This window comes from Pseudomonas sp. (genome assembly GCF_050739655.1).
In the GTDB taxonomy this organism is placed as follows: Bacteria; Pseudomonadota; Gammaproteobacteria; order Pseudomonadales; family Pseudomonadaceae; genus Aquipseudomonas.
Window position 1 is genome coordinate 1 of the sequence record NZ_JBOIBY010000300.1, and the last position, 25,651, is coordinate 25,651.

The following is a 25,651-nucleotide window of genomic DNA, read 5'->3' on the forward strand; positions in this document are numbered from 1 at the left end:
GAGTTCCTCCAGGGACGCTCGGCGTTCCGCTGACGACGCATGACGTGAGCCGTGTGCAACGGGTGCGGCCGCCAACCTGACAAACTTGTCATCTTCCCCTCATCCGCCTGACAACTTTGATCTACGATAATAAGGCCAAGCAACTCGGTAGCACTTCGAAACACACTCGCAGCGCCTACCCGCAAAAAACCCTCAAAATATGATTTTCGCCCGCAACCCGAGACCCTTCCCTCATGCGAACTCATTTACGTCTGGCTGCCTTGGGCGCCCTGTTGATTTCCTCCCTGGCCCAAGCCGCCGATCTGATCCCGATCGAGGTCCATCGTGATGCCAATTGCGGTTGCTGCAAGAAATGGATCAGCCATCTTGAGGCCAATGGTTTCAAGGTAGAAGACCACGTCGAAAGCAACATGAGCGAGTTCAAGCAACAACACGGCGTACCACCGCGCCTGGCCTCGTGCCACACCGGCTTGATCAACGGCAAATTCGTAGAAGGCCATGTGCCAGCCGATCAAGTACTGGCCCTGAGCAAACGCGATGACCTGTTGGGTGTTGCCGCCCCTGGCATGCCCATGGGCTCGCCGGGCATGGAAATGGACGGCATGAGCGATGCCTATCAGGTGATCGGCTTGAAAAAGAATGGCACCGACGTGGTGGTGGCGGATTACCCGGCCCATTGATTTTCAGCGCCTACACTGGCCTCTTCCTGGCCGCCTTCGGTGCCGCCACGTTACTGCCATTGCAGTCCGAAGCGCTGCTGGTGGGATTGCTGCTCAGCGATAAATATTGGCTGTGGGCGCTACTGGCGGTGGCGACACTGGGCAATGTCCTTGGCTCGCTGGTGAACTGGTGGTTGGGGCGTGCCCTGGAGCGCTTTCGCGACCGACGCTGGTTCCCGGTCAGCCCGGCCCACCTGGAAAAAGCCAGAACTCATTATCAGCGCTATGGTCATTGGTCACTGCTGCTCAGCTGGCTGCCGGTGATCGGCGATCCCCTTACCCTTGTGGCTGGCGTAATGCGCGAGCCACTGGGACGTTTCCTGTTGATCGTGACCTTGGCCAAAGGTGCTCGTTATGGCGTATTGGCGCTGATCACCCTGGGCTGGATGGGTTGAACCAACCGGTGTGGCGATTGCCTGTTTAATGTCGCCCTAATCATGCCGATCCAGCATCGGCGGATGTCCTTTGGAGTTCACCCATGCCCCAGACCCGCTCACACTGGCTGCCCGGCCTGCTGTTGACCGCTGCATTACCCGCCCTTGCGGCTGAAGGCCCGGCGTACGGCGCGATGTACGGCCCGCAGCTGCAAGGCTTCGAATATCCCTACACCGTCAAGCATTTTGCCTTCGAGTCCCAGGGCCAATCCCTGCAAATGGGCTACATGGACGTGGCCGCGCACGGCAAGGCCAACGGGCGCAGCGTGGTATTGATGCACGGCAAGAACTTCTGCGGTGCAACCTGGGAAACCTCGATCAAGGCCTTGAGCGATGCCGGCTACCGCGTCATCGCGCCAGACCAGATCGGGTTCTGCACCTCCAGCAAGCCTGACCACTATCAGTACACCTTCCAGCAATTGGCCAGCAACACACAGCAGTTGCTCAAGGCCCTCGGCATCCAGAAAGCCAGCCTCCTGGGGCATTCCACCGGGGGCATGCTCGCTACCCGCTATGCGCTGCAATATCCCGATCAGGTCGAACAACTGGCCCTGGTCAATCCCATCGGCCTGGAAGACTGGAAAGCCCTCGGCGTTCCGTATCGCACGGTCGACCAGTGGTATGAGCGGGAACTGAAGCTCTCTGCCGAAGGGATTCGCACCTATGAACGCAACACCTATTACGGGGGCCGCTGGAAGCCTGAATTTGATCGCTGGGTAGACATGCTCGCCGGCCTGAACAAAGGCCCGGGGCATATCCAGGTCGCGTGGAACTCGGCCTTGATCTACGACATGATCTTCACCCAACATGCCGCAATGCTGGGATTATCCTACAAGCCCCGTAACAGGCAGTCAATTCAAGACGTCTTGGTGGTGATGGAGACTGAAAAGCCCACTTGCACTGGCCCTCGCTTGTCTGTGTGGGACCATCTGGCATTGTCAAATAACATCCGTTTCATGGTTGAATCCGCGTGCTAGTCGTAACCCTGCCCTGCCTACCTATCGTGCCCAAACCGCTGCATAGCCAAGCCCTGCCAGCCTTCCAATCGTCGATTAATTGAAATTAATTTACTACTTGGCATGTATTATGCTTGACAGAATGCGATTCCCATGGGACAATAACCTATAGATAGAGATAAAAGTTTCTCTTCCAAGTTTTTAGGTTTGGACTTCGCTCCTGACCTTCTAAAGTTTCCCCTTCCAATTGGGGTTCCTCGCCAACTCTCTTTCTTCGATTTGAGGGAGTTTCATATTCTCGTTGGTGAATGGCGATACCAATACTAATTCTCCTACTGCCTGCCTACAGACCACAATCAGTTTGCTTATCTGCTTTTTCAAACTCTGGTTATGGTAATAGGCAAACTATTTGTGTGTTGTGAATTGTCATTGGGAAATGACAGAAAGAATCGGGCAGACCTAAAATCTGCCCATTTTTTCGTCTCAACTATGACTGCGTTCGCAACAAACAACATCAGCTACAACTACCCAATCCATACAATCACGGAGGCCACTAATGAAGGTCATGCGAATCTGTGCCCATTGTGGCACCAAATACATTACACATCTTAACACTTCTGAATACTGCTCCAGTTCATGCAGGGGCAAGGCTTACAGACAACGCAAGGGAAAGGAGGTAACAGAAAATGCCACTGAAGTTTGAAACGTGCAATTACTGCCTGATGCGATACGGTGCTTATACATGCCGTAGCCAATACTGCTCTGAAGCTTGCCGCAAAGCGGCTGCACGACTGAGAAAGCGACAAGCCGACAATCCAACAACCACCACACAATACTATTAAGGAATTTACCTTCCCATGATTCATATCGAAAACCTCACAATCAATATCAATACCCAAACCCCTACGATCATCGTAGGCAAGACCAGCGAACAACAGGCAGCTGAATATAGAGAACGTATTCAGCTTGAAGACGATACAAAAGCCGGTGCTATCAAACGAATGGTTTACCGTCAGCGTTTAGCAGACTGGGCACGTAGTCGCTTTGGTGATGACGTTGCAAATACTATCCTTGGAGGCAGCTACTAATGTTGATGATTCCAGCCTGTGCAACACTTGTCCTGTGCATCGCTTCAGGAATGATTGGGTTCGGACTAACCGCCCTGATCGAAGTCTTCAAACCAACCACAACCCACACAAACTAATAGGAGATACAACAGATGAAACTTAATATCCGCAAAGCAAATAAAGTAGAACGAGCCGCCTACGTTGCTCAAGCAATCGAATTGGCCCGCGTTGGAAAGCCAGCATACGAGGGCTCTCTTGACCCTACCGGGTCCACCGTATTCTATAACCGCACTTCTCATGAAGCCTTTGAGAAGTATGCTGATTTGAAAGCCGAAGGCTGGGAACTGGTTCACGAGATTCCTGTGCTTACTGGCGGACTACATGACTTCACAGCGAAGAAGCCAGAATCCTTGTTCCAAAAAGATATTCCCGCCATCACTGCTCGTGCTGAAGCCGCATATCAACGTGAGATTGAAAATCACAATGCAGCAGTGGCAAGACAAGAGAGAGACGAAGCTGAAGTAATGGCAGAGTTTGAACGCAGAGAAGCAGAACGCAAAGCTCAGCTCCTGGCCGATATTCGTGCTGATCTTTCTCAACAACAGAATCCAAGATTCAAACGCTCTGACGATAACGGCTACCAATATCGTTAACATGCGTTAGCAGCATCATCCGGGGGCATCGCCCCCAACAACTTCCAAAATACTTCCCATATCGCACACAACACCACCTAACTTATTCAGGAGATACCCCCATGCAAGAGATTCACCTAAAGCAACAACAAGCAACCATGCTGGCTTACATCTTTGCCCTGTGCTCTGACAACCCTAAAGAAAAACTAGTCGGAGAGCTTGGAGCATTTGAACTCATGCAAGAGCTTGACGAATACACATTGAACCTAGCTATTGAGTTCTATGCATCTCTCAAATCCAAAACTGAAGCTTACACACAAGGAGGTCATTAATGGCAACTACACTCCGAAGACAAGCCCTACGCCACTTGGCAGCAATGTACGAGACGGGGACTCAATACAGCGTTTATATGGTAGGGCCAGGAGTTAACGTATTGAAGTTCACTCGCTTCCTTCCACGCTTTCTAAAGCAACGCTTGAGCGTGCGTCCCAAGTATCACATCTTCTGGTTCGCCACTACAGAAGGTTTGTGCGTTGCCATTAGCTCAAATATGGCAGTACGTCGCATCATCGACGACTTCTACAAAGAAGCAGTGAAGCTTTGTTACGTCGAAGCGGCATATCAAATGTACATCGGCGGCAACAAAACGAAACTCACCTCGACCCTTGCAACCTTCACGAACCAATACCAACCACAGTTTGGTATTCGTACATTTGGCGGGAGCGTAGTAAGTCCTACAGCAGACCAAGCAGCAGCTAGATCGCTGGCAAAGAGATAATTCAAAATGAATGTAAATGAAGAAATCGCACGGCTAACAGGCAAGCTCGTATTTGATGTTAACAGTGCCCCGCTACAACGCTTCCAAGCCTTGATGGCTCGTAGCACACAACACATGGCAAAGATGGGAGCTGAGTACAACAAACTTGCTGCCTCCATGAACAAATCTTTGAAGCTCCAAGTTGATACGACAGCAATTGATAAGGCCAAGGCCAAACTCAACAACGCCTTGAGTCGAGAGCATCGAGCAGAGAGCGCTTTGGCGAATCAGAAACGTACAACTCTCACAGCTGAACTCAGTCAGCAGAAATTGAAGTTTGCAGGAACTAAAGAACAATCGAACCTAGTATCCAACCTTGTTAAATCTCAACAGGAAGGCGCTGTAGTGGCCGCTAAGGCTCACGCAGTACAGATGCGAGCCAAAGGTGTCACCAAGCAACAACTCGCCTCACAGAACGCTCTAACGGCCTCCCTGACCAAGCAGGCCAGGTTAGAAGCCATTGCCGCCAAGACTCGTGCAACTACCCAAAAGGCTAGCAACGCACACTTGATGACGATGACCAAGGTTCAACGTATTCAGCAAGTGATGAACCAAGCACAGACGACAGCCCAACAGCGAGCAGCAAAGCACAATGTACAGTTGGCAACACTGCAACAAACGGCAGCAGCCAAGGCCACAAACCAAGCTCAGAAAGATCAAAAGTTTCAATGGGCTCAAGCTCGCCAACAACAGTGGCAAGCAAACCAGAACGCCAGAAACTCACAAAGCTCCAGCGGCTTTGGTGCAATGGGTGGCCTGATGGCCCTTGGTGGTATCGGTGCTGTAGTTGGCGGCCTTACTGCCGCTATCGGTGCTCTCAACAATCGTATTCACGAACGTCAGGAAGGTGTGCAAGAAGCTCAAGGCTTTAACAACACATTTATGTCGATCAGCACAAACCCTGAGATCGTGAAGGCTTACCGTGATTCTTTCATCAAGAGTCAGAATGAAAACGGTGGTGCAATCGACACTGACACTGCCAAAGACTTTCGAACGCTGGCGATCAACATGGCAGCCGCTGGCAAGACCCTAGACCAGATCACCGACACTTGGAACGTACGTCAACAAGCATTCTCGGTTGCTGGAACTTCGAAAGAAGACAACAAGGAGCTTAACAAGCAGTTGGGCCAGATGGCGTCTGATGGTACTGGCGCTGCTTCTGATGCCAATATTATCAACGATAGAGCGCCCATGCTCACACCTTACGTTGTACGTGAGTACATGGCCGAGAAAGGCATCACGGATTATCAGAAAGGACTTGGTGCGTACAACAAAGACCTGAAGGGCGGTAAAGGCGTCAAATACGCTTGGTATGACAACGCAATGCGAAAGCTCGTCAAAGACAATGGCGAGTCTCTAGAGCGTAACCGCAACAGCGTAGCGTCTGCCCAACAACGGGCGGACAATCAAGTTTATCTGAATACGAACAACATCAACTCTGATGCTGAACTATCCCAAGTAATCAAAGATCGCATCCAAGCTGAACGCGAATTGAACGAAGCAATGCAGCCGCTCAAGACCTCCCTTGCACAATTCGATATTGCTCTTACAGGCGTAATGACTGGCGCTCTTCGCATGATGGCTGGAAAGAACGCTGATGGTAGCGAGAAGAGCGATCAACAGAAGACGCAGGAAAGCATGACAACGGCAGATACGCCAGTCTCTCTAAGCATGGTTGGCACGCACGACTATTCCAATGTTGATGGCAACTCCCAACATCAGGGTGGCCCTATTGGCGAGTTTTGGAACTGGGTGCTTGGCGTAGAAGACAAACGGGATAGTTACAAAAAGCAAGCGGGAGACTTAGCCAATCAGCCCCCTGATATTTGGAACCAGAAAGAGACGCCATATAATCAAGCTGTAATGCCGGGGTTCATGCCACAACTTGGACTCAACATGGAGGAATGGCAGAAGCAGGCAGGAGAATGGTCGAAGCTGACTCCAAATATCAATGACCAGAAAGAGACGCCGTATCGTCAGGCCACAGTCCCAGGATTTTTGCCACAACTTGAACTCAACATGCCCAACTGGCAAAAGCAAGCAGATGCCTTCAGTCGAGTGCAAGAGGCTGGTAAGGCTGCTGACCACACCAGTCAACAACCCGTCGGCGTACTGGCACCAGCAACCACCACCACTAATATTGCTCCTGTCGTCAATATTGAGGGAGCGAAAATTAACATCGAACTTCATGGCAAAGCTAATGAGGAAGATAGTGCATTGGTCATGGCCAAAGTCACTCTGGAACTTGATAAGCGAGACGCCAACATCCCTCAAATTGTAGATAAGGCTGTGGGCAACATCATCGGAAATGCTCGCTCCATGCAATCACAAACCCGCCAATAAGGGCTAAGGAGGTGAATACCTCCCGCCCTGCCCACTCAACCCAAAGGAGACAACCATTGACCTATATCAAGGTCGGAACGGTTTGGCTCGTATCTTTCATTTTCTTTATCGCACTGAGCTTTGGTATTTCGAACTACGAATCCAACTCAACCAAACTCTACATTGACCGTCGCATATCTGAGCAACAAAGCCACACGGACGGCAAGGCAATGGAACTACGTAGAGAGTACACGGATATAACAGCAGAACAACAGAAGACCAATCGGTATCTGATCTACATCACTTGCATGACCACTCAACCCATTGATGAGTGCAAGGAGCAAGATAAAGAACTCGGTGAGATACTGAGCAACCAACCACTACCAAACCAATAACCCACAACAACAAAAGGAAACCAAGACGACAGATGACAGAACGTAAGGCCAAGCCAACACTCAAGCTAAAAAAGAAAGATGCACCCATCGAAACCCCGAAGCTCGTAGAAACTACCCCAGTAGAAACCACTCCAGTAGAAACTATTGATTATGAAACCCCAGTATTCGTGAAAGAGGATACAGGACCATATGACGATAGCTATATCAGCTTCAGTGCTAACCGAAAGCATCAACGCAGTATCAAGCAACTCAAAGACCGGGAACGTGATAAGCACGCTTACCTTGACCAATACAACTAACAGGAGAAGCACCATGAGCTTCATGACCATCTACGCAGTCCCAGAGATTGCCAACGCACTACCTTACAGCCAGCTTACAACAGCGCCTGAGACGTTTCAGGCTGTAGCTGATTACACCGCCAAGTATGCAGGTGTAAACGTCTACAGCAACGCTACAGGGCTTCTAGCGAACGCCCACACATGGCTCTTCATGGGAATGAGTGAATCCCAGTTCAAAGCTCAAGTGAATAACTTTCTAGGAATTATCTAAGTGAGAGAATACAACACATACGATATGTACGGACTCCTACAAGGACTTCTGGGCGCTCTTGGCAAGCACGCCAATGCTATCCCACTGCAAGTGCGTGCAGACCTCGCCACAGCGTTTATACGGGCTCTCCCAGGGCATGCTGAAGATATACAAGTTGAAGCCACACAACGCGAGCCAATTCAACAACGAAGAGCACACAGAGAGCCAAAACCTGTAGCACCAAAACTTTCCCCACTCGGTGAAATGTTCGCACACTAACTCCCAGCCAACACAAGGAACTAAAAAATGTCTAGAAACTTCTACCGTGGATATTCACCCTCGCCCGGTATGCATCCATACAACCACGTCCCACCATTCAACGCGCTACGCTTCACAATCGACTTCACAAACTGTGCGACTCGTCAGGGTACTCAAGGTGATATTTATGTACGTCTGGAGAATCATCTAATCGGCACTCACCACACCTCAGTAGATGGAGGATGGACGGGCTTTATTATTACAGAAGCTCAAGCATTTTTATATACCATCGCTCCCGGCGCCGTGTTGACTTTCGTATCTAACGACGGTTACGTGCAGTGAAGCAATAATGCAAGGGTAGTTCATCTGCCCTTTTTCCCTTGGCAATACCTCCTGACTCTTCCCCACATCACACAAAGCTAGTGGTACGTCTCCGTATTGCCTTCTACTTCCCATAGAAGGAATAACTAAAATGAAATTCAAATCCAGATTCAACAACCCAACAACCAACACCAACTCTTTCCACACATCTGACGTCTACTTTACCCTTGAGCATATCAAGTGCATTACCGGCGATGAAAGATGGAGAACTATTCCCGACTTCACCCGATACGAAGCTTCTACAGGTGGACGCATCAGAGATATGTACACCTGCAAGATCGTCAAGCAGAACTTCAACCCGAAGCAACAGTATTACCGCGTAACTCTAACGGGTGACGATGGCAAGCGTGGAAACCAATTCGTTCATCGCATGATTGCCAAGGCTTTCTCTTGGGCTCGCCCACTAACAGAGGGAGACGGCTGGTTTGTAGATCACGTCAACCATAACGGTGAAGACAATAGACCTTGCAACCTCCGTGCTATCTCGGCAACAGCTAACGCCAACAACAAACGCCATCAAGTCAGATACGAATACGAAGAACAACTGCTGCCCTTGGCCCTGATCTTCGCTCAACGCTATGGCGTCCGTATCACCAGCAGCAGAAAAACTCTCCCCGCTTACAGTCGTGCTAGCCGCCTCCTGAAAGAAGGTCACACCCTCGACTACGCACTACTGAGTACAGAAGCAAAGTGCGGACTCCCTCAGTTCACACACCCGACTTTCCTCATCGAATCTCTCCCTTTCCCACTTGCAGCCTAACAGGAGCCCAACACATGAACGCAACTTACCAAACCATGAAGATCGAAACCGATCTTACAACCGGAGAACTCCTTGAAGTTGTTCGCACTTACAAGATCACTCCCTTCACCGTACCAGAAGACAACTACGGGCAACTTGCGACAGCACAGAAGCCCGTACAAGCGCCATTGAGCCTAGAGCATATGCAAGACGCTCTACGACTCAAGATTGCCATCAACGACGCTCATATCGAAGCACAGGAGCTGCCAGAAAGTAATGTGGTGGCCCTGCCAGCGAAGCGCGTCACCAGACCCAAGAAAGTGACGATCAACAACATCGCCAAGCACGTCATGTTGGCAGACGTACAAGAAGAGTCGAGCAATGGCAGCCCCCAACAAAACTGGGTTGAAGATTACGTCATGGGAGCTTGTTACACCGTTGCCAAGGCCAGCAATGGCAAGCTCAATGTGAACCCTGCCCACGTCTTCGCAGCGGTCAAGATGGATGTGATCAGTACGGAGTCTGTACGAGCTGCATTCAGGAATTTCAAGGGCGAACCACTCGGGAAAACTCAAGTGGCACTGATTGGGCAATGTGCAAGGTTTGCCCTGAACGGGATGCAGATACACCTTGATCGAAATCCTGGCCTGTACGATGCCTTGCAGGCCGAAGTGGATTTCATCACGGCGTACTACGAGCAGGATCAAATCATCGCTGTATCAGCCTGAAACCATTGAGCTAGAGCGTTATACAAGTGTTGATATATACAAGTGTTGATATAGTGTCGCATGATATAGAGAGCACAGCGAACGACCAGAAGCGCAGCGACTGGATATCATCGCTGCTGACTGGAAGCTGACCACCTGAAAGATATTCCGGGACTATAAAAGGCGACAGCCTTGGAAGGTCCACACAGTCAAAAAGATATTCCGGGACTATATAGAGACGGTACGTCTCAGCTGAGCACAGTCGGCGTAGCCGATGGTTTAGCACAGTCAAGGCGGTAGCCTGATGGTATTACTCTTGAAAGATGATCTTTTTTAGAAAAGTAATAAAAATTACTGATGAACGAAGTGAATCATTTCTAACCTAGTACCTACCATCAAGCTTGCTTGATAATGTTATACCCTTTGAACTACGTTCATGGTTTAGCACGGACAGGCGACAGCCTGAAAGCAACCTTCTTAAGTACGGGATTCACTGACGTTCATTAGTACCCGTAATAAACTTCAATTGTGATCCTTCCCACAGCTCACGCTGTTGTGTGCTAAAGCCTGACCCTCAGTCAGATGGGTGCTCAGCCGTGTCGGTGACGACACAATTATATGACCTGCTCAGTCGCTGATAACCTGATTACAACCTGATCCCATCCAAGACAAACCCATTCTCCGTGACAGTTTCCACACTGGAAGTACGCGGCATCTGAAAGGTGAGTCCCCGTACTCATTGGACTTGATTGCTCATTTGCTAAGCCGGATCGCTTCGCTCACACCAATAATCGTTTTTGTGCAAAATCGCATTTAACGGCATGCCCACCTGACGACCTTGTAGCACGTCAAACCCCCACTCAATCGATTCGCCCAAATCCACCAAATCTGCATTTATCATTTGCACGCACGTTCGTTCTACCAATTGACAATTCACTGGTTTTCTCCGTAAACTGCTTCCACACAACGGAGGATCACCAAATGAAAGTAGTTGCGTACATACGAGTTTCCACCAAGGGCCAAGGGGATAGTGGCCTGGGTCTTGAAGCTCAACGCGACTACATCACCCGCGCCGCTCAACAGAATGGCTGGGAAATCATTGGTGAATTCATCGACGTGGTATCGGGCAAGCTGGCAATCGAGGATCGCCCTGAAGGCGCCAAGGCTTTGGCTATGTGCAAACAGCAGAACGCACAGTTGGTTGTTGCAAAGCTGGATCGTCTGTCGCGTTCCGTGCATCACATTGCAAGGTTGATGGAGCAGACAGAGTTCAAGGTCGCCACCATGCCTCAAGCCAAGACATTTGAACTTCACTTGTTCGCAGCACTGGCACAACAAGAACGAGAGTTCATTTCAGGTCGTACCCGTGAAGCTCTGGCAGCCCTTCAGAGTCGTGCTGATGCTGGTGATGCTGTAGCAGTGCAGAAGGTAAAGAACAGGTCTGACGCACTCGCCAAAGGTCGTGCAGTCGCTGATATCACAGCAGCCAATGCAATCCGTATGGATAAGATCGCCAGCTACCAAGCAGCCATAGAACCACACCTCAAGTCCTGCCTTCACGACAAGATCAAAACCCTTCAGTCAGTAGCCGATTGCCTCAACGCTAAGGGCCATCGTACTGCTCGTGGTAGCGAGTTCACACCAACGGCAGTACGTCGCCTCATGCTGGCTTTCAACGTCTCGTTCTGATGCTGTGAGAGCCTCCAGCGGCACCCAACTTATTATGAAATTGCTCAGCTTTCTGATTGAGCCCGGCGCTTTCGGTTAAGCACCTAGCTTGCCTAGCTTACTTTTCCCAGCCCTGTGCTAGAGACGACCGAAGAGAGCCACTTATTTTTGGCGGCGAAAAAGGAGATTCACACAGAAGTGCTCCCCTGCTCCCGAGGCAGGAAATCTCACCAGCAAATCCACTAATAGACAGCCCTGCCACCACCCTGCCACCATATGGCTCGCTCACCACTAAACGGAGTTTGCTGTGTCGACCAAAAGGTTTGTCGGAATAATTCTTGCTGCCGGGATCGCCTTCATCGTCATCACTGGCTTGATCAACTCTCCCGGCTCCGTGATGTCAAGCCAACGAACTCTTAGTCCTCAGGACGTTGTTAACGCTGGCAGGGAGAAGCGCCAGAAGGAAGCCGAGCGGATTGCCAACCTAAGCTCCTACTCCGCTCACGACATTGCAGCGGCGTACAACCGGAACACTGTCGCAGCAGACCAGACATTTAAGGGGCAGCAATTCAAAGTTTCTGGAACGGTCGTGAGCATCAACACTGACTACCGTGATCGGCCTTATGTAACCATGAAGGGCGGTGTGAATCGGTTCAGTGACCCACACTTCACCATTGTGAAGGAAGAGGAAAACTTTGCAGCCACCTTGGAGCCGGGTTCTGTGGTCACACTGGCTTGCACTGGCAAAGGCGATGTGGCGAAGACACCAATGTCAGGTGATTGCACGTTCGTGTGGTAACGGATTGGAAAAGCAGGCGACCTTCTTACGAGTGATGCAGTGCGTTGAAGGTCACACCGTTTCTTACATTGGAGATGAGCAATATGGCAGCGGAAGGCAAGCAATCCCCGTTCACTTTCAAGAGTATTGCCCTCTGGATGTTGGGCGTCTTCTTTTCTTCATGGGCCATCCCAAAGTCTCTGGACTATTTCTTTGACACCACCCTTCTGAACACCATGATGGACTGCCTGCTACGTGCGTGGAACTGGCTATTGCTTGATACGTCAATGCCTATTTGGTCGCTGCTCATGCTTAACGTGGTTATCATCGGCACGTTGTCTGTTGCGATTTACTACTACCGCACCACCAGCCGTGCCTACGGGGACTTGAATGAAGCAGAGCAAACAATTTACAAACTTCGCAACCCTGAAGCTCCCGCATTAAGCCGTTCGCAGGTTACTGTTTTGATGAGCTTGGCAAACTTGCTACAGGGCGGGTTACTCATAAGCACACATTTTTTGAGTGCTGGCTCCGGCCTTGATTCATTAGAGGTTGAAATCGTTTTGGAACAGTTGGCAGACCAAGGCTATGTTAAATTTCCGAGTGAAAATGTGACATCTGCACGCATACCAACCCTCACACTGAAGGGAAAAGAGTATGTACAAGCTCGCCGCAAGAGAAACGCTGAGTTGGCTGAGCAGAAGAAAGCGTTGCCTGAAAGCAAAGTAGAGTGACCACAGCCCATCAATGCACGGCGACGTTCTAGGAGAGGTTTTACTCCCACCGATCCGCCCCTAAGCCTTGTTCTATAAGGGCTACAGCCATTTTCAGTGTGCAGCTTCACACAGAATGTGTGCGTCACGTCCTCTTGGTAAGGTCAAGTGGACCAATCTGCGAAGCATCTACAGCCTTCAGTTTTGAAGTCTTCCCTTTCCGCTGGATTGGAAGCTTGATTCTCCTTCCATCTGGCAACAGGATTTTGTGTACGTCATCCGCCCTGCCCCAACCTTCATAGATGAACGTCTCTTGCTCAAACGTCACACGCCCGTCTACATGGCACACAAGTTGATAGCCGACAGACTGTAGAAGTGCGTTCGCCTTCATTGGGTCTTTGGTGAAGTCTTTGATGTTCGTCACCTTGTCCATGATGCTTGCTGGATTGTCAGTTACCAAACCTTCTTTTTCTGCCCGTAGCACCCTGCGTTCTGCCTGAAGGCTCGCATATTTACTTGCCAAGTCTTCGCCATCACCTTCATCAAGGTTTTCCATGAAACCGATGATCCGTTTGATTTTCTTGTCCACTTCACCAATCTCGCCATCAAGCTCCATGCCACGTTTCTGTGAAGCCGTGAGCTGCTGACCCTCAAGCGCCTTCATGATGTGACCACCATTCGTAAACTGAAAGGCAAGTTCAATGATCGGCTCAGGGATTGAACGATTGTTTGTGCAACCTGTAGCACCCCGGCGTGCCCTGCTGGAGCACTCCATGGAAGTGAGGCCGGTAGCTTGATAATGCTTGGTGTTGAAGTTCTTCCCGCATTCAGCACAGACAACAAGGCCAGTGAAACGGTGCTTTGTGGGAGCGCCCCTAGGTGCAAATTTCTCTTCCATTCTCTTCTGTACGCGATAGAACAGCTCAGGTTCGATGACAGCCGGGTAGACGCCGGGAATCCCATTCCACTCGCCTATCGCCGTGCGGTTGGTCATCCAACGCTTCACGGTAGACGGTGCCATACGTGCAAGGAGTGGGTTCGTGTTCCCTTCAAAGATGCGTTCAAAGATTCGCCGTTCGCCAAGGCCAGATGCGTAGTCTTCAAACGCCTGCTTCACCAGTGGTGCAATCTCTGGAATCAACTCGCCTTCAGACGTGAGCCAAACAGGTGTGTGTCGCTTTGGTGTGATTCCATCCGCTGCTAGCTTCTTTCGTGACGTGTAGCTGGCCTTCATGCGACGGCTCAGAGTGTCGGAATACTGGTAAGCCTGTTGCACCTTCGCCACCAAGAGAAAAAGGTGGTTGCTGTTAGCTGATTCTCGGTTGTACCTGATGCCATCGTCTAGGGTCACGATGTCTACACCCCTGCTCACGATGCGAGACAGGAGCGGCAACATTTCCATAGGCTCAAGACGGCCTACACGATCCATCGCTTCAATTAGAATCACGTCACCCGGTTGAATGCTTCCATTCTCGACAGCCTCAAGGAGCAAGCCAAAGCCGCTCTTGAGGTGCTTCCCGCTGAAACCAGAGATTCCCAAGTCCTTAAAGCTCTCGCTCGACAGGGTGAAATCTGGGTTAGCTGTGAGCCAGCTCGCAAGCATGGCCTGTTGTCGCTCATGGCTGCTACCCTTCGCCTGCTTGCCAGTTGAGAAGCGTATATAGGAAATGGCCTTGGACATCGTAAACCTCAGTGTTTGTTGGACTTGCGGCCCATGGATTGGAGTCTATCACTCTTCTACACATTGCCGCTTCCTTCACCCAGCCGGTGTACTACGAGTTCCAGAACCTGAAGATGCCGACCCTGTTGCTGATCGGTACATCCGATACCACGGCCATCGGCAGCGATATCGCCTCGCCCGAGGTCAAGGCGAAAATCGGTCATTACGATGTACTCGGCAAACAGGTGGCCAAACTGATCCCCCACTCGACCCTGGTCGAATTCCCCGGCATGGGCCACGCCCCGCAGATGGAAGAACCGGCGCAGTTTCACAAGGCCTTGCTCGACTGGCTGAACAACACCAATCCCGTGCGTTAATTGAGGTAAGGCTGATGGCTGTACAGATCGCAGTGCTGGATGACTGGCAGGATGTGGCGCGCAACGTGGTCGACTGGTCGACGCTGGAGGACATCGGGCAGGTGAGTTTCATCCATGACTACCCGGCCGATAACGAAACCCTGGCTCAGCGTCTGCAAGGGTTTGAAGTGATTTGCGTGATGCGCGAGCGCACGCGTTTCGATGAAGACCTGCTGCAGCGTTTGCCCAAGCTCAAACTGCTGGTGACTGGCGGTATGCGCAACGCGGCCCTGGACTTCAGGGCCGCGGCCGCTCTGGGCATCCAGGTGTGCGGCACCGACAGCTACAAGCACGCCGCGCCGGAACTGACCTGGGCGCTGATCATGGCCGCTACACGCAACCTGGTCGCCGAAGCCAACGCCTTGCGTGCCGGCCATTGGCAGCAAGGCCTGGGTGGTGATCTGCATGGCAAGACCCTGGCGATACTCGGCCTGGGCAGCATTGGTCAGCGCGTCGCGCAGTTCGGCCAGGTGTTTGGCATGCGCGTGATTGCCTGGAGCGAAAACCTCACGCCTGAACGGGCCGCGCAGGTTGGCGTGACCCATGTCAGCAAGCAGGAATTGTTCGAGCAGGCTGATGTGTTGTCGGTCCATCTGGTCCTGAGCGACCGCTCCCGAGGCTTGGTGGACGCGCAGGCACTGGGCTGGATGAAACCCACCGCACTGCTGGTCAACACCGCACGTGGGCCTATCGTCGACGAAACGGCTTTGATCAAGGCTTTGCAAAAGCGTCGCCTAGCGGGGGCAGCGCTGGATGTCTACGAGGTCGAACCATTGCCCCCGCAGCACCCGTTCCGGACCCTGGAAAATGTGCTGGCCACGCCCCATGTCGGGTATGTCAGCCAGCAGAATTACCATCTGTTTTTTTCGCAGATGATCGAAGATATTCGAGCATGGTCTGCCGGGGAGCCGATCAGGTTACTGAACTGATACCGCGTGTTCGGCACAAAACCCTGTAGGAGCCAAGCTTGCTCGCGAAAGCGGTGTACCTGTGACGGACCTTTTCGCGGGCAAGCCTTAATGCCGGTCAGTTAAGGAATTGTAGGAGCGAGCTTGCTCGCGAAAAACGCTAACGATGACGCGAGCATCCTGAATGGTCGCGGCGTCTACAGATTTTTCGCGAGCAAGCTCGCTCCTACAGGTGATCTTCATCGCTTAACTGACCGGCATTAGGGCAAGCCTCGCTCCTACAGGTTCTGCGTCGTTCATAAATAATGCACCTGGCACTACACCCTGTAGGAGCTGACGAGTGCAACGAGGCTGCGATCCTTTGGTTTGTTTAAAGCAGGATCAAAAGATCGCAGCCTTCGGCAGCTCCTACCAAAGCACGCACCGCAATGGTGCAAAGCAACTGTTGCTCCACGCACAGTCATATGACATTTGTGCATCGAATTCGCACTTTCGTACCCGATAAACATACCCTTCGTCGGGGCGTCAGCCCCTCTATCCTGCACGTCCGTACCTCTAAGAACCGATTGTCGAACAATTTTGCCATCTGACCTTTACCGCTCTAAGTTCTGGCCTATGCTCCTGTTCGCGATGCGAAACCGGTCGGTCACAAAGTGGAAAAAAAGTCGAAACTTTTGCCCCGCGTGATCGGTCGACTCAAAGGTAGGTGAGTTGCGACTGGTTCATTCTTTGCAATGGCTACTCCACCCATTCTGCTTCTGCACATTTGGGCAGCGCTTGCTACCCCATGTGCGGTGCGTTCGCGCGCGCCACGGGAGTTGGCCATGAAATACCGTATGCCAGAGCTAGGAATTAGACCAACAAGACGGGAGATTCATATGATCAGTGCGGCTTTAGATGTTCAGGGTGAACGTGCTCATCAGCACGTCGGCGAAACCAGCACAGTGGTAAGTGCACTCACTGCCCAATCGATCAGTATTCCCGGCTCCAAGACGCTGGCCCCGGTAGCCAGCCAGAACCCCAACAAGAAAAAAGTGCTGTTCGTCACCTCGGAAATTGCCGATCTGGTGAAAACCGGCGGCCTGGGCGACGTTTCCGCCGCACTGCCTCGGGCCATGGCGCACTTGCACGATGTGCGAGTGCTGATCCCCGGTTACCCGCAGGTGCTGCACAGTGAAAACCCGATTCATATCATCGGTGAGCTCGGCGGGCATGCCGCGCTGCCACCGTGCAAGATCGGGCGCATGGACATGCCCGATGGCCTGGTCATTTACGTGTTGATCTGCCCTGAACTCTACGAGCGCGAAGGTTCCCCCTACGGTGCCAACAATGGCCGTGACTGGCCGGACAACCATATTCGTTTCGCCCGCCTCGGCCTTGCCGCCGCCGATATCGCGGCCAACCTCGCACAGATTCACTGGTGCCCGGACCTGGTGCACGCCCACGACTGGCCTGCCGGCCTCGCACCCGCCTACATGCACTGGCGTGGCCAACGTACCCCGACGCTGTTCACCATCCATAACCTGGCTTACCAAGGCGTGACCAGCCTGGGCTCGTGCCCGGAACTGGGCATCCCCCATCACGCGCTGCAACAGGAAGGCATGGAGTTCTACGGCAAGATGTCGTTCCTCAAGGCCGGCATGGCCTACTCGAGCCACATCACCACCGTCAGCGCTACCTATGCCCAGGAAATCACCACGCCCGACTTCGGCTGTGGCCTGGACGGTTTTCTCGCCTCCAAGACCCAGCAAGGCTTGCTCAGTGGCATCCCCAACGGCATCGATGAAAGCTGGGATGCCGCCACCGATTCGCACCTGCTTCACCCGTTCAGCATCGGCGACTGGGATGGCAAGGCCGCCAACGCGGCCCATGTCCGCGAATTGTTTGGCCTGGAAGACTCCAAAGGTCCACTGTTCGCCGTGGTTTCGCGCCTCGTGTACCAGAAAGGCCTGGACCTGACCGAAGCGGTGTCTGAATACATCGTCAAATCCGGTGGCCAGATTGCGATCATCGGCCGGGGCGAACCGGAAGAAGAACAGTCGATGCGTGAACTGGCCCTGCGTTTTCCGGGGCAGATCGGCGTGCGCATTGGCTTCAACGAAACCGATGCCCGCCGCATGTTCGCCGGCAGCGACTTCCTGTTGATGCCATCGCGTTATGAACCTTGCGGGTTGAGCCAGATGTACGCCCAGCGTTTCGGCTCGTTGCCGGTGGCGCGCAATACCGGCGGCCTGGCGGACACCATTGAAAACGGCATGACCGGTTTCCTGTTCGATGAATCCACTGTGGAGAGCTATCAGGAAGCACTGAGCCGCGCGTTCAAGGTCTTCGCCTTCCCTGATTTGCTGAATGCCATGCGCTGCCGGGCAATGGCCGCACCCTTCAACTGGTGCAAAGCCGTCGAACCCTATGCCGATCTCTATGAACAACTGGTGGCCAAGGCCCTGGGGAAATCGCACAAACAGTAAGAGGCTTTCAAGATGCCGTTACGGACCCTTGAGACCTGGCCCCACGGCGCAATCATGCTGGACGCAGAACACACGCGATTTGCGTATTGGGCGCCAGATGCGTTTTACGTCAGTGTCGAGTTGGAAAATGGACAGTCCTTGCCGTTGCTGCCTCAGGCTGACGGCTGGTTCGTGATCAATACCCGCTGCCCGGCGGGTACGCGCTATCGCTACAACATCGATGGCGAAATGGAGGTGCCCGACCCGGCCTCCCGCGCCCAGGCTGGCGATATCGACCAACCCAGCGTGGTGGTCGATCCGCTTGGCTATGCATGGCAACACAGCGCCTGGCTGGGGCGGCCCTGGAACGAAGCAATGATCTACGAGCTGCACGTGGGTGCCCTGGGTGGGTTTGAAGCCGTCGAGCAGCATCTGGCGCGCCTGGTTGAATTAGGCGTGACTGCGATTGAGTTGATGCCGATCGCCCAGTTCCCCGGAGACCGCAATTGGGGTTACGACGGCGTGCTGCCCTATGCGCCGCAAGCTTCATACGGCTCACCCGAACAACTCAAACACTTGATAGACACCGCCCATGGCCACGGCCTGGCGGTGATTCTCGACGTGGTCTACAACCACTTCGGTCCGGACGGCAATTACCTGTATCGCTACGCCAAGGGTTTCTTTCGCGAAGACAAGCACACGCCGTGGGGCGCGGCCATTGATTTTCGCCGGCGCGAGGTGCGGGATTTCTTCATCGACAACGCCTTGATGTGGTTGCTGGAGTACCGTTTCGACGGTTTGCGCCTGGACGCGGTACATGCCATCGAAGACCCGGACTTCCTTCAGGAGTTGGCGCAACGGGTGCGCCAGCAGACCGATTCGGCGCGTCATGTCTGGCTCATGGTGGAAAACGAACACAATCAGGCCAGCTTGCTGGAGCAAGGTTTCGATGCGCAGTGGAACGACGACGGCCACAACGCCCTGCACGTGCTGCTGACGGGCGAAACCGACGCCTACTACGCCGATTATGCGCAAAAACCCACCGAACAACTGGCCCGCTGCTTGAGCCAGGGTTTCGTCTTCCAGGGCCATATCAATCGCCACGGCCAGGCGCGTGGCGAACCCAGCGGGCACTTGCCACCCAGCGCCTTCGTGTTGTTTTTGCAGAACCACGACCAGATCGGCAACCGCGCCTTCGGTGAACGCCTGCATCAACTGGCCCATCCCGAGGCGTTGAAAGCGGCCACCGTGCTCTTGCTGCTGTCGCCGATGATCCCGCTGATGTTCATGGGCGACGAGTTCGCGGCCGAGCAACCGTTCCTGTTCTTCACCAGCCATCACGGTGAGTTGGCACGCTTGGTTCGTGAAGGTCGACGTAATGAGTTTGCAGCGTTCAGCGCATTTACTGATCCGCTTAAACGCGAACAGATTCCCGACCCGAATGCGCCACAGACCTTCGAAGCATCCCGGCCAACGCTGTCGGCCAACGAACCATCGTCGGTCGAGGATTTGTACCGTCAACTGTTGCAAATCCGTCACCGGCAGATCATCCCGCGGTTACCTGGGACCCAGTCGCTGGACGCCAGCGTGTTGGCAGACGGTGCCGTGAGCGCAGGCTGGCGGATGGGCGATGGCAGTCAATTGCGCATTGATTTGAACCTGAGCAACACACCGGTTCCCCATGCTCCGCCCACCGGTGCTTCGCTGCTGTTCCAATACCCCTCACAATCGGCAAGACGGCTGGAACAAGGCACCTTGCCCCCGTACTGCGCACTGGTCAGCCTCACGGCCGCAACCCCTTTGCTACCCCTTGATGGAGAGCGCCAATGAGTGACGCGCAACTGGAAATCCTGGCCAACCGGGCGGGCCTGGCCGTCGACTGGATCGACGCTAATGGCCGCCCGCAAAAAGTCGCTCCCTCGGTGTTGCGCAACGTCCTCACCGGCCTCGGCCACCCGGCCGGCAGCGCCCAGGAAATCGACGCCAGCCTGCAGGAGTTGCAACTGTCGCAAGATACCCTGCACCTGCCGCCATTGATGACCGTGGATGTCGGCGCGGGGCTCAACCTGAGGCGCTACTTCGAGCCCGGAACGCCCTGTGAGATTCATCTTGAAGATGGTTCGCGCCTGAGCCTGAAACTCGATGCCGACGCCGTTCTGCCGGGGCTGATTCCGGTGGGTTACCAGCACGTCGATATCGATGGACAATCCTTTACCCTGGCTGTGGCCCCCGAGCGCTGCTACAGCGTGGGCGATGCCGTGGACAGTCCCATCCCGCGAACCTGGGGCTTGAGCGTTCAGCTATATGCCTTGCGACGTGCCGGCGACGGCGGGTTTGGCGATACCCAGGCTTTGGAAGACCTGGCGCGGGTAGCTGGCGAGCGCGGTGCCGATGCACTGGCGATCAGTCCACTGCACGCAATGTTCGCCAGCGATACTCAGCGCTACAGCCCCTATTCCCCGTCCAGTCGTTTGTTTCTCAACAGCCTTTACTGCGCGCCGGGCGCCATCCTCGGCGAGCGGGCGATGCGCACGGCCATCGATGCCACCGGGCTTGGCGACGAACTCAAGCATCTGGAGGAGCGGCCATTGGTCGACTGGCCGGCCGCTGCCAGTGCCAAATATCGGTTGTTGCAGGCGCTGTACGAAGGTTTCGTCCAGGGCGAACACCCCTTGCACGAAGACTTCAGCAGCTTTCGCCACGCCGGTGGCGAGGCGCTGGAAAACCATTGCCGCTTCGAAGCCATCCAGGAGACTTGCATCGCAAGGGGTGAAAACCTTGACTGGCGCCAATGGCCTGAACAGTGGCGCAACCCGCGCAGTGCCGCCCTGGCTGAATTTGCCGAAGAGAATGCCGGACGTATCGGCTTCTTCGCGTTCTGCCAGTGGTTGATCAGCCGGTGCCTTGAGCGTGCGCAAGCCGCCGCGCGCAGCAGCGGCATGAGCATTGGCCTGATCGCCGACCTGGCGGTGGGCGCCGACGGCGGTGGCAGCCAGGCCTGGAGCCGCCAGGACGAATTGCTCGCCTCGCTCACCGTCGGCGCACCGCCCGACATCCTCAACCGCGCCGGCCAGGGTTGGGGGATCTCGGCCTTTTCGCCAGAAGGCCTGGTGCGCAATGGCTTCCGTGCGTTCATCGAAATGCTGCGGGCCAATTTCGCCCATGCCGGTGGCTTGCGCATCGACCACGTCATGGGGCTGCAACGACTGTGGGTGATACCCAATGGCGCACCGCCGGCCGACGGCGCCTACCTCTATTACCCGGTGGACGACCTGCTACGGCTTCTGTCCCTCGAATCCCATCGCCATCAGGCTATCGTCCTGGGCGAAGACCTCGGCACCGTTGCCGAGGGCCTGCGGGAAAAACTCAGCGCCCGTTCGATGCTGGGCATGCGGGTGCTGCTGTTCGAACAGGACAACACCCACTTCAAACCCATCCTGGACTGGCCGGACAACGCCCTGGCGACCACCAGCACCCACGACTTGCCCACCCTCAATGGCTGGTGGCATGGCCGCGATATCGACTGGAACGCCCGCCTGGGCATGGTCGATGCCAGCGGCGAAATCGAATGGCGCCAACATCGCGAACGGGAGCGCGAAGGGTTGCGCCGGGCATTGACCCAAGACCCGCAGAACTTTCGCGAAGAGTCCCATGAAACCGATCAGGTGCTCGACGCCAGCGTGCGCTTTCTCGGCCATACCCGCGCCCCACTGGTCTTACTACCGCTGGAAGATGCGCTGGGCATTGAGCAACAGGCCAACCTGCCCGGCACCGTCGATACCCACCCGAACTGGTCGCGACGGCTGCCCGGATACAGCGAAGCGTTGCTCGATCACGCCGACGCGGCCCGCCGTCTGGAGCTGCTCGCCTGTGCGCGACTCCAGGCGGCCGAGCGTGACCAATGACTGATGCAACCACTCAGTCTGTGAGGGCCACCCTGCGTCTGCAATTTCATAAAGGTTTCACCCTGGACGATGCGATGCCACTGGTGCCGTATTTCGCCCGCCTTGGCATCAGTCACGTCTATGCTTCACCCCTGCTGAGCGCCCGCGCCGGCTCCATGCATGGCTATGACGTGGTCGACCCGACCACGATCAATCCGGAACTGGGCGGTGAGCCGGCACTGCGACGTCTGGTCAGCGCCTTGCGCGGGCAAGGCATGGGGCTGATCCTCGACATCGTTTCCAACCACATGGCCGTGGGGGGTGGCGACAACCCCTGGTGGCTGGACTTGCTGGAATGGGGTCGGCTGAGCCCCTACGGCGAGTTTTTCGATATTCAATGGCACTCCTCCGATCCCTTGATGGAAGGCCAGTTGCTGCTGCCGTTCCTGGGCAGCGATTACGGTGTCGCCTTGCAGGACGGCACCCTGCCCTTGCGCTTCGATACGCAACAGGGCGCGTTCCATGTCGAGCACTACGAACATCATTTCCCGATCTGCCCTTCGGATTATGGCGATCTGCTCAGGATTGAGACAACGCTGCCTGCCGAGCAGGCCGAATCACTCAAATCCCTCGCGGATCGGTTCAGTACGCTGAGCTACCAGAGCGATGCCCACGGCCTGGCGATCCCGCTCAAGGAAGAGCTAAAGACCCTGGCCAGCGACCCAGCCACCCTTGCAGCGATCGAACAACAACTGCGTACCTTTGACTCGCTCACCGCTGACGGTTTTCAGCGCCTGCATAATCTGTTGGAGCGCCAGAGCTATCGCCTCGCCAGTTGGCGCACGGCGGCGGATGACATCAACTGGCGGCGCTTTTTCGACATCAACGAACTGGGGGGGTTGCGCGTCGAACGCCCGGCCGTGTTCGAAGCGACCCACGCGAAGATTTTCCAGCTGGTCGGCGATGGTTTGGTTGACGGCCTGCGCATCGACCACATCGACGGCCTCGCCGATCCTCGGGGCTACTGCCGCAAATTGCGGCGGCTGGTCGACAGACTTTCACCGGGCCGGCATCTGCCGATCTATGTCGAGAAGATCCTCGGCGAAGGCGAAACCCTTCGTCTTGACTGGTCGGTGGATGGCACCACTGGCTACGAGTTCATGAACCAGCTGTCGCTGCTGCAACACGATCCACAGGGCGAGCATGCCTTGGGCGAGTCCTGGCAGCGGTACAGTGAACGCCCGGCCGATTTCAATCAGGAAGCACAACTGGCCCGTCAGCAGATTCTCAACGGTTCACTCGCCGGCGATTTTGAAAGCGTCGCCCAGGCTTTGCTGCATGTGGCCAGGGATAACTTGATGACCCGCGACCTGACCCTTGGTGCGATTCGCCGAGCGCTACAGGCATTGATCGTGCACTTCCCGGTGTACCGCACTTACATCAGCCCGTTAGGGCGCTCGGCCGAGGACGATGCATTTTTTCAGCAAGCCATGGACGGTGCGCGACAAACCCTGGGTGAAGCGGACTGGCCTGTCCTCGATTGCCTGGCCGGCTGGCTGGGTGGCGAGCCATGGCGCAAGCACCCGCTGGGACGCCAGCGCAAAAGGCTTAAACATGCCTGCGTTCGCTTTCAGCAACTGACCTCGCCGACGGCGGCGAAAGCCGTGGAAGACACGGCTTTCTACCGTTCGGCCGTCTTGTTGTCGCGCAATGACGTGGGCTTCAGTACCGAACAGTTCAGTGCGCCGGTCGCCGACTTTCACCGGGAATGCATCGATCGCCTGGAGTCCTTCCCGGACAACTTGCTGGCCACCGCCACCCATGACCACAAGCGTGGCGAGGACAGCCGCGCCCGCCTGGCCGTGTTGAGTGAGCGCAGTGCATGGTATGCCGATCAGATCGGATTGTGGCGCGCCCTCGCCCGCCCCCTGCGCAGCGACGATCAACTGCCTTCGGCCGGCGATGAGCTGATTCTCTATCAAGCGATCCTCGGCAGTTGGCCGCTGGAGCTGCGTGCCGATGATCAACCCGCCCTGCAAGCCTATGCCGAGCGCCTGTGGCACTGGCAACAAAAAGCCCTGCGCGAGGCGAAAATCCAGAGCAGCTGGAGCGCGCCAAACGATACCTACGAACAGGCCACCCAAGGGTTCATCCAGCGCCTGCTGTTGTCGCCCGAAGGTGAGCTGTTGCGCTCGGCGCTCGGCAAGGCTGTGCAAGCCATTGCCGCTGCCGGTGCGCTCAACGGTTTGGCGCAAACCTTGCTGCGCATGACCGTGCCGGGGGTACCGGATCTCTATCAGGGCAACGAATTCTGGGACTTTTCCCTGGTCGATCCGGATAACCGCCGGCCGGTGGACTACGTCAGCCGCCAACAGTCTTTGCAGCAACCGGCCCAACCGTCCGAGCTGTTGGCAGACTGGCGCGACGGGCGCATCAAGCAAGCCTTGATTGCGCGCACCTTGAACCTGCGTGCCGAGCACGCCGAACTGTTTCGACGGGGCACTTACCAGCCTCTGGAAATTGTCGGCAGCCAGGCGCATCGGGTGCTGGCGTTCGTTCGAGAGCTTGAGGGCAAACGGGCCATCGTGATCGTGCCGATCCGTTGCGCGCCCTTGCTGGAAAACAGTGCTGTCCCACGGGTGAGCGCGCCGCAGTGGGGCGATACGCGGATCAATTTGCCATTCATGACCACTGACGAAAATTTGAAGGGACTTTTTTCCAGCCTCGCAGTCACAAAAAACAGGGAACTGATGATCAGCGATGCGCTGGGGGACTTCCCGGTCAATCTCATTATCCAAACTACCCACACTTGAGTTCAGTTCAGGAGCATTGCGATGAGTACCGACGATAAACGCATCCGCGAATTCGCCTATCAGATCTGGGAGTCCGAAGGAAAACCCGAAGGCCAGGAAGCCCGCCACTGGGACATGGCGTGCAAACTGGCGGAAGCCGAAGCCCTGGCTCCGAAAAAGTCACCGAAGACCGCCGCCAGCAAGGCAGCACCGAAAAAAACCGGCGACGCAAAACCAAGTCCCGACAAGACGCTCAACGGCAAGACCGCCGCACCGAAGACCAAGGCCAAACCGGCGCCAGCTGCGAAAGTGATCCCGCCGGGAGAAAAGGCCGTCGAGAAAAAGCCCCGGGCTGCGCGAAAACCGCCCGCGGTCTGATCAGGCCAAAAACCTACCTGTGGGAGCGGGCTTGCTCCGGGCGGCGTTCCGA

At 54.8% G+C, this 25,651-nt stretch carries 24 protein-coding genes and 1 pseudogene; 24 read left to right on the top strand and 1 reads right to left on the bottom strand.

The window, feature by feature from the left end:
- The first annotated feature begins 233 nt into the window (after positions 1 to 233).
- The 17 genes from ACRESJ_RS14525 (at position 234) to ACRESJ_RS14605 (ending at position 13,135) form a co-directional block, all read left to right on the top strand.
- Positions 234 to 680, top strand: a complete 447-nt coding sequence (locus ACRESJ_RS14525) for a DUF411 domain-containing protein (RefSeq protein ID WP_431758508.1) — start codon at positions 234 to 236, stop codon at positions 678 to 680.
- A complete protein-coding gene (locus ACRESJ_RS14530) occupies positions 680 to 1,114 on the top strand; it encodes a YqaA family protein (protein WP_431758531.1) in 435 nt (144 codons plus the stop codon). The genes ACRESJ_RS14525 and ACRESJ_RS14530 overlap by 1 nt, the downstream gene beginning before the upstream one ends.
- Before the next feature lie 83 nt (positions 1,115 to 1,197).
- Complete coding sequence (locus ACRESJ_RS14535; protein WP_431758509.1) at positions 1,198 to 2,130, top strand: alpha/beta fold hydrolase; 933 nt, start codon at positions 1,198 to 1,200, stop codon at positions 2,128 to 2,130.
- A gap of 836 nt (positions 2,131 to 2,966) precedes the next feature.
- Entirely contained in the window at positions 2,967 to 3,197 is a 231-nt protein-coding gene (locus tag ACRESJ_RS14540; RefSeq protein WP_431758510.1) for a hypothetical protein, read from the top strand.
- Between the two features lie 131 nt (positions 3,198 to 3,328).
- Entirely contained in the window at positions 3,329 to 3,829 is a 501-nt protein-coding gene (locus ACRESJ_RS14545; RefSeq protein ID WP_431758511.1) for a hypothetical protein, read from the top strand.
- 101 nt (positions 3,830 to 3,930) lie between these two features.
- The gene (locus tag ACRESJ_RS14550; protein ID WP_431758512.1) at positions 3,931 to 4,140 is read left to right on the top strand and encodes a hypothetical protein; all 210 of its coding nucleotides are present in this window, start codon (positions 3,931 to 3,933) and stop codon (positions 4,138 to 4,140) included.
- A 101-nt stretch (positions 4,141 to 4,241) separates the two neighbouring features.
- Complete coding sequence (locus ACRESJ_RS14555; RefSeq protein WP_431758513.1) at positions 4,242 to 4,586, top strand: hypothetical protein; 345 nt, start codon at positions 4,242 to 4,244, stop codon at positions 4,584 to 4,586.
- 6 nt (positions 4,587 to 4,592) lie between these two features.
- A complete protein-coding gene (locus tag ACRESJ_RS14560; RefSeq protein WP_431758514.1) occupies positions 4,593 to 6,968 on the top strand; it encodes a hypothetical protein in 2,376 nt (791 codons plus the stop codon).
- A 56-nt stretch (positions 6,969 to 7,024) separates the two neighbouring features.
- Positions 7,025 to 7,342: a hypothetical protein gene (locus ACRESJ_RS14565; protein ID WP_431758515.1), complete on the top strand. Its 318-nt coding sequence runs from the start codon at positions 7,025 to 7,027 to the stop codon at positions 7,340 to 7,342.
- Positions 7,343 to 7,374: 32 nt separating this feature from the next.
- Positions 7,375 to 7,641, top strand: a complete 267-nt coding sequence (locus ACRESJ_RS14570) for a hypothetical protein (protein ID WP_431758516.1) — start codon at positions 7,375 to 7,377, stop codon at positions 7,639 to 7,641.
- Positions 7,642 to 7,654: 13 nt separating this feature from the next.
- On the top strand, positions 7,655 to 7,891 hold the full coding sequence (locus ACRESJ_RS14575) for a hypothetical protein (protein WP_431758517.1): 237 nt from the start codon (positions 7,655 to 7,657) through the stop codon (positions 7,889 to 7,891).
- Positions 7,892 to 8,176: 285 nt separating this feature from the next.
- Positions 8,177 to 8,470 (top strand): hypothetical protein, encoded by a 294-nt coding sequence (locus ACRESJ_RS14580; protein WP_431758518.1) that lies wholly within the window; start codon positions 8,177 to 8,179, stop codon positions 8,468 to 8,470.
- 130 nt (positions 8,471 to 8,600) lie between these two features.
- Positions 8,601 to 9,269: an NUMOD4 domain-containing protein gene (locus tag ACRESJ_RS14585; protein WP_431758519.1), complete on the top strand. Its 669-nt coding sequence runs from the start codon at positions 8,601 to 8,603 to the stop codon at positions 9,267 to 9,269.
- Between the two features lie 14 nt (positions 9,270 to 9,283).
- Entirely contained in the window at positions 9,284 to 9,976 is a 693-nt protein-coding gene (locus tag ACRESJ_RS14590) for a hypothetical protein (RefSeq protein ID WP_431758520.1), read from the top strand.
- A 960-nt stretch (positions 9,977 to 10,936) separates the two neighbouring features.
- Positions 10,937 to 11,644, top strand: coding sequence for a recombinase family protein (locus ACRESJ_RS14595; RefSeq protein ID WP_431758521.1), 708 nt, complete (start codon positions 10,937 to 10,939; stop codon positions 11,642 to 11,644).
- Between the two features lie 286 nt (positions 11,645 to 11,930).
- Complete coding sequence (locus ACRESJ_RS14600) at positions 11,931 to 12,422, top strand: OB-fold protein (RefSeq protein WP_431758522.1); 492 nt, start codon at positions 11,931 to 11,933, stop codon at positions 12,420 to 12,422.
- Between the two features lie 83 nt (positions 12,423 to 12,505).
- The gene (locus tag ACRESJ_RS14605; RefSeq protein ID WP_431758523.1) at positions 12,506 to 13,135 is read left to right on the top strand and encodes a hypothetical protein; all 630 of its coding nucleotides are present in this window, start codon (positions 12,506 to 12,508) and stop codon (positions 13,133 to 13,135) included.
- A 124-nt stretch (positions 13,136 to 13,259) separates the two neighbouring features.
- Here the strand turns inward: ACRESJ_RS14605 and ACRESJ_RS14610 are convergent, their stop codons facing one another.
- Positions 13,260 to 14,795 carry a recombinase family protein gene (locus ACRESJ_RS14610; RefSeq protein ID WP_431758524.1) on the bottom strand — a complete coding sequence of 512 codons (1,536 nt, stop codon included), beginning with the start codon at positions 14,793 to 14,795 and terminating at the stop codon, positions 13,260 to 13,262.
- A gap of 74 nt (positions 14,796 to 14,869) precedes the next feature.
- Between ACRESJ_RS14610 and ACRESJ_RS14615 the strand changes: the two are divergent.
- From ACRESJ_RS14615 to ACRESJ_RS14645, 7 genes and pseudogenes are all read left to right on the top strand, one after another.
- A pseudogene (locus tag ACRESJ_RS14615) lies at positions 14,870 to 15,151 on the top strand (alpha/beta fold hydrolase); the annotation flags it as partial.
- A 14-nt stretch (positions 15,152 to 15,165) separates the two neighbouring features.
- Positions 15,166 to 16,119, top strand: a complete 954-nt coding sequence (locus ACRESJ_RS14620) for a D-2-hydroxyacid dehydrogenase family protein (RefSeq protein ID WP_431758525.1) — start codon at positions 15,166 to 15,168, stop codon at positions 16,117 to 16,119.
- An 857-nt stretch (positions 16,120 to 16,976) separates the two neighbouring features.
- A complete protein-coding gene (gene glgA, locus ACRESJ_RS14625; RefSeq protein ID WP_431758526.1) occupies positions 16,977 to 18,566 on the top strand; it encodes a glycogen synthase GlgA in 1,590 nt (529 codons plus the stop codon).
- Between the two features lie 12 nt (positions 18,567 to 18,578).
- Complete coding sequence (gene treZ, locus ACRESJ_RS14630; RefSeq protein WP_431758527.1) at positions 18,579 to 20,375, top strand: malto-oligosyltrehalose trehalohydrolase; 1,797 nt, start codon at positions 18,579 to 18,581, stop codon at positions 20,373 to 20,375.
- Positions 20,372 to 22,450 carry a 4-alpha-glucanotransferase gene (gene malQ, locus ACRESJ_RS14635; protein WP_431758528.1) on the top strand — a complete coding sequence of 693 codons (2,079 nt, stop codon included), beginning with the start codon at positions 20,372 to 20,374 and terminating at the stop codon, positions 22,448 to 22,450. Before treZ ends, malQ begins: the two co-directional genes overlap by 4 nt.
- Positions 22,447 to 25,242, top strand: coding sequence for a malto-oligosyltrehalose synthase (locus tag ACRESJ_RS14640; RefSeq protein ID WP_431758529.1), 2,796 nt, complete (start codon positions 22,447 to 22,449; stop codon positions 25,240 to 25,242). Before malQ ends, ACRESJ_RS14640 begins: the two co-directional genes overlap by 4 nt.
- Before the next feature lie 21 nt (positions 25,243 to 25,263).
- Positions 25,264 to 25,599, top strand: coding sequence for a DUF2934 domain-containing protein (locus ACRESJ_RS14645; RefSeq protein ID WP_431758530.1), 336 nt, complete (start codon positions 25,264 to 25,266; stop codon positions 25,597 to 25,599).
- Positions 25,600 to 25,651: the final 52 nt, after the last annotated feature.